Below are 14,955 nucleotides of genomic sequence, written 5' to 3'. Positions count from 1 at the left end.
ACGGTGCTCAGGCATTGTTCCTGCCATGCCCTTCCAGAAAGTGGTGGTAGCAGCAGAAGTAATCGTGATGCCACGCTCTTGCTCTTGCTCCATCCAGTCCATGGTAGCTGCGCCATCATGTACTTCACCGATTTTGTGGTTTACGCCGGTATAGAACAAAACGCGTTCTGTAGTTGTTGTCTTACCTGCGTCAATGTGCGCAGAAATACCAATGTTGCGGTATTTATCGATGGGGGTTTTACGTGCCACTGTTGGTGCCTTTTCTTAACTATTGGATTAGAAGCGGAAATGTGAGAAAGCTTTGTTAGCTTCTGCCATACGGTGAACTTCTTCACGCTTCTTCATTGCGCCGCCACGACCTTCAGCAGCCTCTAATAATTCATTGGCCAAACGTTGAGCCATCGATTTCTCGCCACGCTTTTTAGCAGCTTCGCGCACCCAGCGCATAGCTAAAGCAGAACGACGTGATGGACGAACTTCAACAGGAACCTGATAGTTAGCACCGCCAACACGACGGCTCTTCACTTCAACCATTGGCTTAACGTTGCCCATGGCTGTAGAAAAAATTTCAAGCGGCTCTTTTTTAGCTTTTTTCTCGATGTGATCAAAGGCACCGTAAACAATGCGCTCTGCAACCGATTTCTTGCCGTCCAACATGAGGACGTTCATAAATTTAGCTACTTCTACATTACCGAATTTTGGATCCGGCAAAATTTCCCGTTTGGGAACTTCACGACGACGTGGCATAACTATTCCTTCAGTTCAGTTAGGGATGACCCATTAAGATCACCCGCTCCGGTTGCCCTACTATCTAGAAAAAATTTCTAGACGGAACAACCACTTACTTGTCTTTTAAGTCTGACAAAAAATGACTTATTACAAAAACTTAAACTACTTAATTCTTAAAAATTAAGCCGCTTTCTTAGCGCGCTTAGCACCGTACTTGGAGCGTGATTGCTTACGGTCTTTAACCCCTTGCAAGTCAAGTGAGCCACGAACGATGTGGTAACGAACACCTGGCAAATCCTTTACACGACCACCGCGGATTAACACTACTGAGTGTTCCTGGAGGTTATGGCCTTCACCACCAATGTATGAAATGACTTCAAAACCATTGGTTAAGCGAACTTTGGCTACTTTACGCAGCGCAGAGTTAGGTTTTTTAGGAGTGGTTGTGTACACACGTGTACAAACACCACGGCGCTGCGGACTGTTTTCAAGTGCAGGGCTTTTGCTTTTAACGATCAGCCTTGATCTTGGCTTACGTATTAATTGATTAATTGTTGGCATAAAATAGCTCGGTTAGTACTTCTTTGTTGCTTTCTTCAAGAAAATCAATGACTTAGATAATTCCTAGGTCAAAAAGACCTTCTTCTGAATCAGTAGAACTCAGCATTCTAGCTTGGCCAGCCTTTTCCGTCAACCAAATGGGGAAAAAACTGGCCATTTCAGGCCAGAATGACTAAATTAGCTCGGATCAGCCTCCCCAGCAGGAGCAACGACTTCAGCCTCGATTTCTACAGGCATATTGGCCATTGCTTCTTCTTCGGCAGCAATCATTTGAGCGCGATCACGCTCAAATTGCTCTCTGACCTTGCGTGCACGGCGATAAGACAAGCCGGTACCCGCAGGAATCAGGCGACCAATAATGACGTTTTCCTTGAGTCCACGGAGTGTATCGGTCTTGCCCATAATGGCGGCCTCGGTCAATACACGGGTAGTTTCTTGGAAAGAAGCCGCTGAAATGAAGCTATCTGTCGACAAGGACGCCTTAGTAATACCCAGCAATACGTTCTCAAACTGCGCTGGGCGCTTACCTTCAGCAATCACTAAATCGTTCGCATCGTAGAGTTTCGAACGCTCAACTTGCTCACCAGTGATGTAAGCGGTATCGCCACCATCAGTAATTTGCACGCGACGTAGCATTTGACGCACGATGACTTCAATGTGCTTGTCATTAATCTTCACGCCTTGCAAACGGTAAACGTCTTGAACTTCATCAACGATGTAGATAGCCAACTCCTCAATACCTCTTAGCGTCAAGATGTCGTGTGGATCGGCAGGGCCTTCCACAATCATCTCGCCCTTATTCACAACTTGACCGTCATGAACGAGAACTTGCTTCTCTTTAGGAATTAAGAACTCATTGGCTTCGCCGTCCATATCAGTAATCACCAAACGTTGTTTACCTTTGGTTTCTTTACCGAAGGAGACTGTTCCAGTAACTTTCGCCAATACAGCCGCATCTTTTGGTGAACGTGCTTCGAACAATTCTGCAACGCGTGGCAAGCCACCAGTAATGTCGCGAGTCTTCTGTGATTCGATTGGAATACGCGCTAATACTTCACCAACTTCGACCTTCTGACCATCCTTAACAGTAATCAAAGCGCCAACTTGCAGGCCGATGTTTACTGGATGATCAGTACCGGCGATCAATACTTCTTCGCCTTTGCTATCCATCAAGTTAATGAATGGGCGAACACCCTTGCTAGCAGCACTACGGCGCTTACCGTCAATTACCACCAAAGTGGAAAGACCAGTAACTTCGTCAACCTGCTTAGCAACGGTTACGCCCTCTTCAACGTTGTCGAAGCGAGCGATACCAGCGTACTCAGAAATAATCGGGCGTGTTAATGGATCCCAGGTCGCCAAGCTTGCTCCGGCCTTGACTGCTGCATCTTCTTTTAACAAGAGAGTTGCACCATAAGGCACTTTATGACGCTCGCGCTCGCGACCATTGTCATCAACGATCAAGGCTTCGCCAGAACGTGAAATCACGATCTGCTCACCCTTCGCGTTCTTCACAACACGCATCGTGCCTGAGAACTTCAAAGCACCGTTAGATTTGGCTTCAATATTACTTGCAACCAATGCACGTGATGCCGCACCACCGATGTGGAAAGTACGCATAGTCAACTGTGTACCTGGCTCACCGATGGACTGAGCAGCGATAACGCCTACTGCTTCACCAACGTTTACCAAACCACCGCGACCTAAATCACGTCCGTAGCACTTAGCGCACAAGCCGAAACGAGTTAAGCAAGACAACACTGTACGAACTTTAACTTCATCGATACCCAATGCCACGATTTGATCAACGTGATCTTCATCGAGTAATGTGTCGTTAGGAACAATGACTTCTTGTGTGTCAGGGTGAACGATGTCACCGATACATACACGACCCAAAATACGGTCGCGCAATGCTTCGATAATTTCGCCGCCTTCAACAAGAGCTTTCATAGTGACGCCAGAAGTTGCGCCGCAATCATCTTCGATCACTACGAGGTCTTGAGTAACGTCGCACAAACGACGTGTCAAGTAACCAGAGTTCGCTGTCTTTAACGCAGTGTCAGCCAAGCCTTTACGAGCACCGTGAGTAGAAATGAAGTATTGCAATACGTTCAAGCCTTCACGGAAGTTCGCAGTAATTGGGGTCTCAATAATGGAGCCATCAGGCTTCGCCATCAAACCACGCATACCAGCCAACTGACGAATCTGCGCTGCAGATCCACGTGCGCCAGAATCCGCCATCATATAGATGGAGTTAAAGGATTCTTGGCGTACAGACTTACCATTGCGGTCGAGTACATCTACGTGTGATAACTCATCCATCATCGCCTTACCAACTTGGTCGCCTGCGGCGCCCCAAATATCAACCACGTTGTTATAACGCTCTTGATTGGTTACAAGACCTGACATGAACTGCTTGTCATATTCCTTAACCTTATTAGAAGCTTCAGAGATGATGCGCTCTTTTGAGCTAGGAATCAGCATATCGTCGATTGCAACTGAGATGCCCGCATTAGTCGCTAAGCGGAAACCAGACTGCAAGAGACGGTCAGCAAAAATGACTGTCTCGCGCAAGCCGCACTTACGGAATGAAGTATTGATCAAGCGTGAGATTTCTTTTTTCTTCAAAGGCTTATTGATTTCCTCGAAAGACATGCCTTTAGGCAAAATCTCAGACAAGATTGCACGGCCAACTGAAGTTTGGTAGATCTTGGTTTTTTCAGCAAAACGGGCATCGCCCTCTGCCTTCTTATCCACAATCTCAAACTCAGTAATACGCACAGCAACGCGTGAGGCCAATTCAACCTGGCCGGCTTCGTATGCGCGCACTACTTCAGTAATGTTGGCGAAAACCATGCCTTCGCCTTTACCGTTAATCTTATCGCGGGTAGCGTAGTACAGACCCAACACCACGTCCTGTGAAGGAACGATAGATGGCTCTCCGTTAGCTGGGAACAGCACGTTATTCGAGGCCAACATCAATGTACGTGCTTCCATTTGCGCTTCGAGCGACAAAGGAACGTGAACCGCCATTTGGTCACCGTCAAAGTCAGCGTTAAATGCTGCGCAGACTAATGGGTGCAATTGGATTGCTTTGCCTTCAATCAGCATTGGCTCGAAAGCCTGAATACCGAGACGATGCAATGTAGGCGCACGGTTGAGCATAATTGGATGTTCACGAATCACTTCTTCGAGAATGTCCCAAACGATTGGAGTCTGACTTTCAACTTCTTTCTTCGCAGCCTTAATCGTGGTTGCAATTCCTAAAGTTTCAAGCTTGTTGAAAATAAATGGCTTGAATAATTCCAAAGCCATCAATTTTGGTAAGCCGCACTGATGCAATTTCAATGTAGGGCCAACCACGATGACTGAACGACCAGAGTAGTCAACGCGTTTACCCAACAAGTTTTGACGGAAACGACCGCTCTTACCTTTAATCATCTCAGCCAAGGACTTGAGAGGACGCTTGTTAGCGCCAGTCATAGCCTTACCGCGACGACCGTTATCGAGCAATGAGTCAACCGCTTCTTGCAACATGCGTTTTTCGTTACGAACGATGATCTCTGGCGCGCGCAACTCTAACAAACGCTTGAGGCGGTTGTTACGGTTGATCACACGACGATAGAGGTCGTTCAAATCAGAGGTAGCAAAGCGACCGCCATCTAATGGCACCAATGGGCGCAATTCAGGCGGCAATACTGGCAATACTTCCATGATCATCCAGTCAGGTTTAATCCCTGAAGTCTGGAACGCCTCGAGCACTTTTAAGCGCTTGGCGTACTTCTTGATCTTGGCATCGCTACCAGTAGCTTTCAATTCAGCGCGGATGGTCTCTACTTCACGATCGATATCAATCGAACGCAAGAGATCACGAATACCTTCGGCACCCATAATGGCAGTAAACGCACCGTCACCATACTCTTCAGTCTTGGCAATGTACTCATCTTCAGACATGATCTGACCACGCTTCATCGCGCCTTCAGGAGTCATACCAGGATCGACAACGACATATGCTTCAAAGTAGAGGACGCGCTCGATATCACGCAATGTCATATCGAGAACCATACCCAAGCGGGATGGTAAGGACTTCAAGAACCAGATGTGCGCTACAGGGGCTGCCAACTCAATGTGGCCCATACGCTCACGACGCACCTTTGCAAGAGTAACTTCAACACCGCACTTCTCACAAATAACGCCACGGAACTTTAAGCGCTTGTACTTGCCGCATAAGCACTCGTAGTCTTTCGTTGGTCCAAAAATTTTGGCACAGAACAAACCATCACGCTCAGGCTTAAAAGTCCGATAGTTAATGGTTTCTGGTTTGCGTACTTCACCAAACGACCATGAGCGAATTTTCTCAGGAGATGCAAGGCCAATCTTGATGACATCAAACTGCTCATCACCCTGCGTTTGCTTAAATAAATCGAGCAATGCTTTCATATCAGTTGCGCTCCATGTCAATGTCAATACCCAACGAACGGATTTCTTTTACCAGCACGTTGAAGGATTCGGGCATGCCAGCATCAATCGTGTGCTCGCCCTTGACGATGTTTTCGTAAACCTTGGTGCGGCCTGCGACGTCATCGGACTTCACTGTCAGCATTTCCTGCAAAACGTATGAAGCGCCGTATGCTTCGAGGGCCCAAACTTCCATCTCACCAAAGCGCTGACCACCAAACTGGGCTTTACCACCCAATGGCTGCTGCGTTACTAATGAGTAAGGTCCGGTTGAACGTGCGTGCATCTTGTCATCGACCAAATGGTGGAGTTTCAAGACATGCATGACGCCGACTGTGACTGGACGCTCAAACTGATCGCCAGTTCGACCGTCACACAGAATCATTTGCTGACGTGATGGGGTCATCTTCAAGGATTTAGCAACATCCTCCGGATACGCCAACTCGAGCATTCTGCTGATTTCTGACTCAGTAGCACCGTCAAATACTGGCGTTGCAAATGGCAAGCCTTGGCGGAGATTCTCGGCCAAAACATTGATCTGCTCATCAGTAAAGTTGTCGATATCTTCGATACGACCAGTTTCGTTGTAAAGCTGCCTGAAGAACTTACGTAATTCAGTTTGCTTAGCGTGCTCACGAACCATCTCGTCGATACGCTTACCAATACCTTGAGCAGCCCAACCTAAGTGGGTTTCCAAAATCTGACCAACGTTCATACGGGAAGGAACACCCAGTGGGTTCAAGACGATGTCTACAGGGCGTCCGTCAGCCATAAATGGCATGTCTTCTGCAGGGGCGATTTTAGAAACCACACCCTTATTACCGTGACGACCGGCCATCTTGTCACCAGGCTGCAAGCGACGCTTAACTGCCAAGTACACCTTAACCATCTTGGTTACGCCAGGCTGTAAATCATCGCCCTGGGTAAGCTTCGTACGCTTCTCTTCAAAAGCTTCATCAAACTGCTTACGCTTGGCTTCAATAGAAGATTTAATTGCTTCAACTTGAGAAGCAACATCATCATCTGCTGGACGAATATCAAACCAATGGTATTTATCTAAATCAGCAAGGTAGTCTTTGTCGATCTTGCTGCCTTTAGCTAATTTCTTAGGGCCGCCGTTAACAACCTTGCCAACCAACAGCTTTTCTAAGCGCATGAAGGCATCGCCCTCAACAATGCGCAATTGGTCATTTAAGTCCAAACGATAGCGTTGTAACTCTTCTTGAATAATGGCTTGTGCACGTGCATCGCGCTCAATACCTTCGCGGGTGAAGACTTGAACGTCAATAACGGTACCAATCATTCCTGAGGGAACGCGCAAAGAAGTGTCTTTTACGTCAGATGCTTTTTCACCGAAGATCGCACGGAGGAGCTTCTCTTCAGGAGTGAGAGTAGTCTCGCCCTTTGGAGTTACCTTACCAACCAATACGTCGCCGGCTTCAACTTCAGCACCGATATAAACAATACCGCTCTCATCCAAACGGGAGAGTTGTGACTCTGCCAAATTGGAAATATCGCGAGTAATTTCTTCTGAACCAAGCTTGGTGTCACGCGCAACAACCGACAACTCTTCAATGTGAATAGAGGTGTAACGATCGTCAGCAACAACCTTCTCAGAGATCAAGATTGAATCTTCGAAGTTGTAACCATTCCATGGCATAAATGCCACGGTCATGTTTTGACCCAAAGCCAACTCACCTAAGTCGGTAGATGCGCCATCGGCAACAACGTCACCGCGAACAACGCGATCGCCAACCTTTACGATTGGACGTTGGTTGATGTTAGTGTTTTGGTTTGAACGGGTGTACTTGATGAGGTTATAAATATCCACACCCACTTCACCAGCTGCAGTTTCATCATCGTTTACACGAATCACCACACGGTTTGCATCAACATAATCCACGATACCGCCGCGGTTAGCCAATACAACAGTGCCGGAGTCAACAGCAACAATACGCTCTAAGCCTGTACCAACCAATGGCTTATCTGGACGCAAGCAAGGAACTGCTTGACGCTGCATGTTCGCACCCATCAAAGCACGGTTTGCATCATCGTGCTCTAAGAATGGCACGAGTGAAGCAGCAGCAGAAACGATCTGGCTAGGAGCAACGTCAATAAAATTGATGCGCTCTGGGCTTACCATCAGGGTCTCACCAGCTTCACGAGCAGAAACTAACTCATCAGCCAACTTACCATTTTTGTCGATCGTTGCATTCGCCTGAGCAATCACATACTTTGCCTCTTCAATCGCAGAGAGGTAAACCACTTCATCGCTTACCTTGCCATTGGAAACCTTACGGTATGGGGTCTCGAGGAAGCCGTGCTCATTTAAGCGCGCAAATAACGCGAGTGAGTTGATCAAACCAATGTTTGGTCCTTCTGGAGTCTCAATTGGGCAAACACGTCCGTAGTGGGTTGGGTGCACGTCGCGTACTTCAAAGCCTGCACGCTCACGGGTCAAACCACCAGGTCCCAGTGCAGAAATACGACGCTTGTGCGTGATCTCTGAAAGTGGATTAGTTTGGTCCATAAACTGAGACAACTGCGAAGAACCGAAGAATTCACGAATTGCAGAAGAGATAGGCTTACTGTTAATCAAGTCATGCGGCATGAGGTTTTCTGTTTCGGCTTGACCGAGACGCTCTTTAACCGCACGCTCAACACGTGATAAACCAGCACGGAATTGGTTTTCAGCCAATTCGCCAACACAACGAACACGGCGATTGCCTAAGTGATCGATGTCGTCTACTTCACCCTTACCGTTACGCAAATCTACGAGGGACTTAATGGTGTCGAGAATATCTTCATTCGACAGAACCATTGCGCCTTCCATCTCAGCACGGCCAAGACGGCTATTAACCTTCATGCGACCAACACGAGATAAGTCGTAAGTATCTTCACTGTAGAACAAGCGCTGGAACAATGCCTCAACAGCATCTTCTGTTGGCGGCTCGCCAGGACGCATCATGCGATAAATAGCAATACGAGCCGCCATTTGATCAGCAGTTTCATCAGTACGCAATGTCTGAGAAATGTACGCGCCAGAATCTAAATCATTGGTGTAAATAGTTTCTAATTGCTTGATGCCTGCATCGCGCAATGTAGCCAATAACTCTTCAGTGATTTCATCATTAGCGTAAGCCAAGATTTCACCGGAATCTGGATCAACAATATTGCGTGCAACCACACGACCAACCAAATAGTCATCTGGCACAGCGATTGTTTTGGTCTTAGCAGCTTCGAGTTCACGAATATGCTTAGCATTGATTCGCTTGTCTTTTTGAATAACAACAACGCCATTCTTATCAAGCACATCAAAGTTGGCCAGCTGACCACGTAAACGCTCTGGAACAAATTCCATAGAACCGCCATTAGCAGTCAATGCAAAGTGATCAAAATTAAAGAAGTTTGCAAGAATCTGTTCGTTATTTAAACCAATTGCTTTGAGCAAAATGGTGACAGGCATCTTGCGACGACGGTCAACGCGGAAATACAGAATATCTTTTGGATCAAACTCGAAATCAAGCCATGAACCACGGTAAGGAATAATGCGTGCTGAGAACAGCAACTTACCTGAGCTGTGGGTTTTGCCCTTATCGTGTTCAAAGAACACGCCTGGAGAACGGTGCAACTGAGAAACAATTACGCGCTCAGTACCGTTAATTACAAAAGAGCCGTTTTCTGTCATGAGTGGAATTTCACCCATGTAGACTTCGCTTTCTTTTACCTCTTTAACCTTAGTAGGTGCTTCGCGATCATAAATAATCAAGCGAACTTTTGCGCGTAAGGCAGAGTGGTAGGTGTAACCACGTTGTTGACATTCTTTTACGTCAAACGGTGGCTGTGATAACTGGTAAGACACGTATTCCATACGTGCATAGCCGTTGTTAGACACAATTGGGAATGCTGATGTAAAGGCGGCTTGAAGTCCCTCAGTAAGACGAGACATTGCCGGCTTATCAGCCTGTAAAAATTTAGCGTAGGATTCCAGCTGCGTTGCGATCAGGTACGGAACCTGGTGGTTATTTACTCGCTTAGCAAAGCTTTTACGGACTCGCTTGCGTTCGGTGAAGCTATAGTTCATTTCATCTCCGAATTCAGCGACTGTACAAAGATTTGGCGATTGGCCACTACCAATCACTGGCGGACAACACTAAATCGTTTCGATCTAGTGTCCGACCAAACTTGCATTCTGCAGTCGTATCAGAAGGCAAACCCGATTTCAATCAGAAATGAAATCGGGTTTGACCACTAATGGTCAAACCCAACATAGCTAACGCTCCTTTTTGAGAAGCGTTAGCGCAGTTTGTATTACTTAAGTTCTGCTTTAGCGCCAGCTTCTTCAAGCTTCTTCTTAGCTTCTTCAGCAGTTTTCTTATCAACGCCTTCTTTGATTGGCTTTGGTGCACCGTCAACCAAGTCCTTAGCTTCTTTCAAGCCAAGACCAGTAATTTCGCGAACTGCCTTAATTACTGAAACCTTGTTTGCGCCAGCTTCGAGCAAGTTCACAGTGAATTCTGTTTGCTCTTCAGCAGCAGCACCGCCACCGCCACCGCCAGCAGGACCAGCAACAGCCATGGCTGCAGCTGAAACACCAAACTTCTCTTCGAACGCTTTAACCAAGTCGTTCAAATCCATAACGGACATGCTACCTACTGCATCAATGATTTCTTCTTTAGTAATCGCCATTTTTAGCTCCTAATACTTAAATAGTTAATCTGTCGCTTATTCAGCGGCAGGGGTTTCGTTTGCTTCTGTTCCAGCTTCTGGGGCTGCGGCTGCAGGCTCAGCGGCTGCTTCAGGAGCTGCGGCTTCAGCAACTACTGCTGCTGGCGCTACTGCTTCTGCTACAGGTGCCGCTACCGGAGCGGGTGCTCCAGCTGCCTTTTGTGCTGCTACTGCGCCCAATACGCGAGCCATCGCAGATACCGGTGCCAACATCACACCTAACAACTGAGATAACAACTCGTCGCGGCTTGGAATTGTTGCGAGCGCTTTTACGCCTGCAACGTCTAACAACTTGCCGTTGTATAAGCCAGCTTTAATGACTAGCAAATCTTGAGTCTTAGCAAAGCCCTGTAATACTTTTGCCGAAGCAATCGGATCAGCAGAAATGCCGTAAATCAAGGGGCCAACCATCGAATCAGCAAGAGGCTCAAACTGTGTGCCTTGTGCAGCACGGCGTGCCAATGTGTTCTTCAAAACGCGAAGATATACACCTTGGTCACGTGCGCTAGCACGTAGCTTTGTCAACTGCTCAACTGGAATACCACGGTATTCAGCGAGCACGACAGTTTGGGCTCCAGCCAATTGAGCGCCGACATCAGCAACAATCGCTTTTTTGTCTTGTACATTCAAAGGCACGGTTTAACTCCATAAAAGCCAACTGTTTCCAGTTGGGGTTACACACCAGCGTCTGATCATTTGTTCACAAAGACTCTTGTGAAAATCTTTTCAGGGTCGCCATCTGCGCTGGCTATTACTTTCGTAAGGATTAAGAATTCATTCTTTACAAGCAACTCATTCGCCAACGGTCTTTGATGTTCGACTCTCACTCAGAGAGCAGGAGTCGACCCAAAGTTCTTTTTTGTTACAAGCTGCTTATTGAGCTGCCTGTAACGATGCCTGGTCTACACGTACGCCTGCACCCATGGTGCTGCTTACGGCAACCTTCTTTAAAAATATTCCTTTTGATGCAGGTGGCTTTGCTTTATTCAAAGCCTCAAGCAATGCGAGCAAGTTTGATTTCAGTGCAGTTGGCTCGAATGAACGACGGCCAATACTTGCGTGCACGATGCCGGCTTTATCGACACGGAACTGAACTTGGCCCGCTTTAGCATTCTTCACTGCAGTAGCAACGTCCGGAGTAACTGTTCCCACTTTTGGATTTGGCATCAAGCCACGTGGGCCCAATACTTGACCTAAAGTACCAACAATTTTCATTGTGTCTGGTGATGCGATCAAAACGTCAAAATCAATTTTGCCGCCTTTAATTTGTTCAGCGAGCTCTTCCATGCCAACGATTTCTGCACCAGCAGCTTTAGCTTGTTCAGCCTTCTCGCCTTGCGCAAAAACAGCTACACGAACATGCTTACCTGTACCGGCTGGGAGCACTACTGCGCCACGTACAACTTGGTCAGATTTCTTAGCATCAATACCCAACTGAACAGCAACGTCGATAGACTCATCGAATTTAGCAGTAGCGCACTCTTTAACGAGAGTCAACGCGTCTTCTAATGAGTAGAACTTGTTGCGATCAACTTTAGATTGAATGGCTTTTACGCGCTTAGATAATTTAGTCATGATTAGAGACCTTCCACAGTGATGCCCATGGAGCGGGCGCTACCAGCGATTGTTCTAACAGCTGCGTCCATATCGGCTGCTGTCAAATCTGGCATTTTTGCTTTAGCGATTTCTTCCGCTTGAGCACGGGTAATTTTTCCTACCTTATCGGTATGCGGACGTGGTGATCCTTTTTCGAGCTTCGCAGCCTTCTTTATCAGAATCGTTGCTGGAGGAGTCTTCATCACAAAGGTGAAGCTCTTATCAGCAAATGCTGTAATTACGACTGGAATTGGCAAGCCTGGTTCCATGCTCTGAGTTTGAGCATTGAACGCCTTACAGAATTCCATAATATTCAGACCGCGTTGACCCAATGCTGGACCTACGGGTGGTGATGGATTTGCTTTACCTGCAGGGATCTGCAGCTTGATAAAGCCAATAATCTTCTTTGCCATGTGTTGCTCCTGAAAGCGCGCCTGACCTCATTAGGAAAGACCGCTGTTGAGTAAACGCTTTGCTAGTTTTTGGCTTTCTAGCTCCGCTCCTCGGTTATTACTAACCACTTAAAACTACAACGACTGCATAACAGGACTAAGTCCCTGTTTTTACATCTTTTCTACTTGGCCGAACTCCAGTTCAACTGGGGTACCGCGGCCAAAAATTGTAACAGAAACACGCAATCTTGACTTCTCATAGTTGACTTCTTCAATATTTCCATTGAAATCAATAAATGGACCCTCTTTAACGCGCACGATCTCACCAACCTCAAATAGCGTCTTAGGCTTAGGCTTATCGACCCCAGCCTGCATCTGATCCATGATTTTGGCTACTTCAGCGGTAGAAATGGGGCTTGGGCGGTTACGAACACCCCCAACGAAACCAGTCACTTTTGGCGTATTTTTCACCAAATGCCAGCTTTCATCGGTCATTTCCATCTCAATCAGGACATATCCTGGGAAGAAACGGCGTTCTGTAACTGATTTTGCGCCGGCCTTGATTTCAACAACTTCTTCAGAAGGAACCAAAATACGACCAAATTTCTCAGGCATGCCAGAGCGTGCAATACGCTCCTCAAGGCCCTTTTTGACGCTCTTTTCCATACCGGAATAAGCGTGAATAACGTACCAGCGCATATTGCCAGTGGCTTGTGGATTTACGGCTACTTCAGAATCAGTCATTTTTCACTCACTTCCAGCCTAAAAAGACTGAAAAAACTAGCCATTCAATCAATTTGTCTGCAATCCATAAAAATAAGGACATGATCAGAACAAAGCCAAATACGACTAGAGTCATTTGGGTGGTCTCTTTACGAGTTGGCCAAACAACCTTTTTTACTTCATACCAAGAATCTTTCGCATAGGCGATAAAGCGACGCCCATCCGGTGAAATCGCCACAATCAAAACAGCAGCAGCAATGCCGCCGAACAAAACACCCAAGCGCACCAATAAAGATTGATCGACGAGCGTGTAGTAAAGAACCAACGCAGCAACGACGATTAAAGCAGCGAGTACTGAGACCCAGCTGCTCTTTTCTTCAGAGTGACTTACATTTTGTTGAGACATATTGCTTTCAGTTCAAATCGTGGCAGGGGCGGAGGGCATCGAACCCCCAACCTTTGGTTTTGGAGACCAACGCTCTGCCAATTGAGCTACACCCCTTTATAAAAACTCATACAAAAAAATACTTAAGCCAAAATCTTTGCAACCACACCGGCGCCAACAGTACGGCCACCTTCGCGGATCGCAAAACGTAAACCTTCTTCCATCGCGATTGGTGCGATGAGTTTTACAGTAATCGTGACGTTATCACCAGGCATCACCATTTCTTTATCTTTTGGCAACTCAATTGAACCGGTTACGTCCGTAGTACGGAAGTAAAACTGGGGACGATAGTTGTTAAAGAATGGAGTATGACGACCACCTTCATCTTTACCCAAGATATATACCTCGGCTGTAAAGTGAGTATGTGGTGTGATTGAACCTGGCTTAGCCAATACTTGGCCGCGCTCAACTTCTTCACGTTTTGTACCGCGTAACAAGATACCAACGTTATCGCCAGCTTGACCTTGGTCGAGCAATTTGCGGAACATTTCAACACCTGTACAAGTCGTTTTCAATGTTGGCTTGATACCGATGATTTCGATCTCTTCGCCAACCTTCACAATACCGCGCTCAATACGGCCGGTAACAACAGTACCGCGACCAGAGATCGAGAACACGTCTTCTACTGGCATCAAGAAGGCGCCATCAATCGCACGCTCTGGAGTTGGGATGTAACTATCGAGTGCTTCAGCCAATTTCATGATGGCTTCTTTACCCAATGGACCTTCGTCGCCTTCTAACGCCAACTTAGCAGAACCTTGGATGATGGGTGTGTCATCGCCTGGGAAGTCATATTTAGACAGAAGTTCACGAACTTCCATTTCAACTAACTCGAGCAATTCAGCATCATCAACCATATCGCATTTGTTTAAGAACACGATGATGTAAGGAACACCTACTTGGCGTGCCAAGAGGATGTGCTCACGCGTTTGTGGCATTGGGCCGTCAGCAGCAGAGCAAACCAAGATTGCGCCGTCCATCTGCGCAGCACCAGTAATCATGTTCTTTACATAGTCAGCATGTCCTGGGCAATCAACGTGAGCATAGTGACGATTAGCTGTCTCATACTCTACGTGCGCTGTATTAATCGTAATACCGCGGGCTTTTTCTTCTGGAGCAGCATCGATCTGATCGTATGCTTTTGCTTCGCCACCAAATTGCTTAGAGAGCACGGTTGCAATCGCTGCAGTTAGTGTGGTTTTACCGTGGTCAACGTGACCGATGGTGCCTACGTTTACGTGCGGTTTTGTCCGCTCAAATTTTTCTTTTGCCATTTTTGTCTGCCTTTAGTTAACTCTTAAACCAAAACATTAAATACATAAT

At 46.8% G+C, this 14,955-nt stretch carries 11 protein-coding genes, 1 tRNA gene and 1 pseudogene; all 13 read right to left on the bottom strand.

Going from position 1 to position 14,955, the window contains the following annotated elements:
- On the bottom strand, positions 1 to 249 hold a 249-nt coding region (locus ICN31_RS09270; protein WP_370624317.1), incomplete at its 3' end, for a GTP-binding protein.
- Between the two features lie 27 nt (positions 250 to 276).
- Entirely contained in the window at positions 277 to 747 is a 471-nt protein-coding gene (rpsG, locus tag ICN31_RS09265) for a 30S ribosomal protein S7 (protein ID WP_088525606.1), read from the bottom strand.
- Between the two features lie 162 nt (positions 748 to 909).
- Positions 910 to 1,290 carry a 30S ribosomal protein S12 gene (gene rpsL / locus ICN31_RS09260; protein WP_011901896.1) on the bottom strand — a complete coding sequence of 127 codons (381 nt, stop codon included), beginning with the start codon at positions 1,288 to 1,290 and terminating at the stop codon, positions 910 to 912.
- 177 nt (positions 1,291 to 1,467) lie between these two features.
- Positions 1,468 to 5,730 (bottom strand): DNA-directed RNA polymerase subunit beta', encoded by a 4,263-nt coding sequence (gene rpoC / locus ICN31_RS09255; protein ID WP_216260628.1) that lies wholly within the window; start codon positions 5,728 to 5,730, stop codon positions 1,468 to 1,470.
- A gap of 1 nt (position 5,731) precedes the next feature.
- The gene (gene rpoB / locus ICN31_RS09250; RefSeq protein WP_216260626.1) at positions 5,732 to 9,832 is read right to left on the bottom strand and encodes a DNA-directed RNA polymerase subunit beta; all 4,101 of its coding nucleotides are present in this window, start codon (positions 9,830 to 9,832) and stop codon (positions 5,732 to 5,734) included.
- Between the two features lie 227 nt (positions 9,833 to 10,059).
- Positions 10,060 to 10,437: a 50S ribosomal protein L7/L12 gene (gene rplL / locus ICN31_RS09245; RefSeq protein WP_216260624.1), complete on the bottom strand. Its 378-nt coding sequence runs from the start codon at positions 10,435 to 10,437 to the stop codon at positions 10,060 to 10,062.
- A 156-nt stretch (positions 10,438 to 10,593) separates the two neighbouring features.
- Positions 10,594 to 11,112: pseudogene (gene rplJ / locus ICN31_RS09240) on the bottom strand (50S ribosomal protein L10); the annotation flags it as partial.
- 237 nt (positions 11,113 to 11,349) lie between these two features.
- Entirely contained in the window at positions 11,350 to 12,051 is a 702-nt protein-coding gene (gene rplA, locus ICN31_RS09235) for a 50S ribosomal protein L1 (protein WP_088525602.1), read from the bottom strand.
- Positions 12,052 to 12,053: 2 nt separating this feature from the next.
- Complete coding sequence (gene rplK / locus ICN31_RS09230; RefSeq protein WP_088525601.1) at positions 12,054 to 12,485, bottom strand: 50S ribosomal protein L11; 432 nt, start codon at positions 12,483 to 12,485, stop codon at positions 12,054 to 12,056.
- 150 nt (positions 12,486 to 12,635) lie between these two features.
- Positions 12,636 to 13,208 (bottom strand): transcription termination/antitermination protein NusG, encoded by a 573-nt coding sequence (gene nusG / locus ICN31_RS09225; RefSeq protein ID WP_216260621.1) that lies wholly within the window; start codon positions 13,206 to 13,208, stop codon positions 12,636 to 12,638.
- 7 nt (positions 13,209 to 13,215) lie between these two features.
- The gene (gene secE, locus ICN31_RS09220) at positions 13,216 to 13,593 is read right to left on the bottom strand and encodes a preprotein translocase subunit SecE (RefSeq protein ID WP_216260619.1); all 378 of its coding nucleotides are present in this window, start codon (positions 13,591 to 13,593) and stop codon (positions 13,216 to 13,218) included.
- 20 nt (positions 13,594 to 13,613) lie between these two features.
- Positions 13,614 to 13,689: transfer RNA gene (locus tag ICN31_RS09215), tRNA-Trp, on the bottom strand.
- Between the two features lie 26 nt (positions 13,690 to 13,715).
- On the bottom strand, positions 13,716 to 14,906 hold the full coding sequence (gene tuf / locus ICN31_RS09210) for an elongation factor Tu (RefSeq protein WP_088525598.1): 1,191 nt from the start codon (positions 14,904 to 14,906) through the stop codon (positions 13,716 to 13,718).
- Positions 14,907 to 14,955: the final 49 nt, after the last annotated feature.

Origin of the sequence: Polynucleobacter sp. UB-Piko-W3 (assembly GCF_018881635.1) — a bacterium.
Lineage (GTDB): Bacteria > Pseudomonadota > Gammaproteobacteria > Burkholderiales > Burkholderiaceae > Polynucleobacter.
This window is presented reverse-complemented; position numbering and strand designations above follow the sequence as displayed.

What these genes read in the sequence shown, in the direction of transcription:
- nusG (WP_216260621.1), bottom strand. Translation starts at nt 13,208, where the DNA reads ATGACTGATTCTGAAGTAGCCGTAAATCCACAAGCCACTGGCAATATG.
- rplK (WP_088525601.1), bottom strand. Translation starts at nt 12,485, where the DNA reads ATGGCAAAGAAGATTATTGGCTTTATCAAGCTGCAGATCCCTGCAGGT.
- rpsG (WP_088525606.1), bottom strand. Translation starts at nt 747, where the DNA reads ATGCCACGTCGTCGTGAAGTTCCCAAACGGGAAATTTTGCCGGATCCA.
- rplA (WP_088525602.1), bottom strand. Translation starts at nt 12,051, where the DNA reads ATGACTAAATTATCTAAGCGCGTAAAAGCCATTCAATCTAAAGTTGAT.
- rplL (WP_216260624.1), bottom strand. Translation starts at nt 10,437, where the DNA reads ATGGCGATTACTAAAGAAGAAATCATTGATGCAGTAGGTAGCATGTCC.
- rpoB (WP_216260626.1), bottom strand. Translation starts at nt 9,832, where the DNA reads ATGAACTATAGCTTCACCGAACGCAAGCGAGTCCGTAAAAGCTTTGCT.
- tuf (WP_088525598.1), bottom strand. Translation starts at nt 14,906, where the DNA reads ATGGCAAAAGAAAAATTTGAGCGGACAAAACCGCACGTAAACGTAGGC.
- secE (WP_216260619.1), bottom strand. Translation starts at nt 13,593, where the DNA reads ATGTCTCAACAAAATGTAAGTCACTCTGAAGAAAAGAGCAGCTGGGTC.
- rpsL (WP_011901896.1), bottom strand. Translation starts at nt 1,290, where the DNA reads ATGCCAACAATTAATCAATTAATACGTAAGCCAAGATCAAGGCTGATC.
- rpoC (WP_216260628.1), bottom strand. Translation starts at nt 5,730, where the DNA reads ATGAAAGCATTGCTCGATTTATTTAAGCAAACGCAGGGTGATGAGCAG.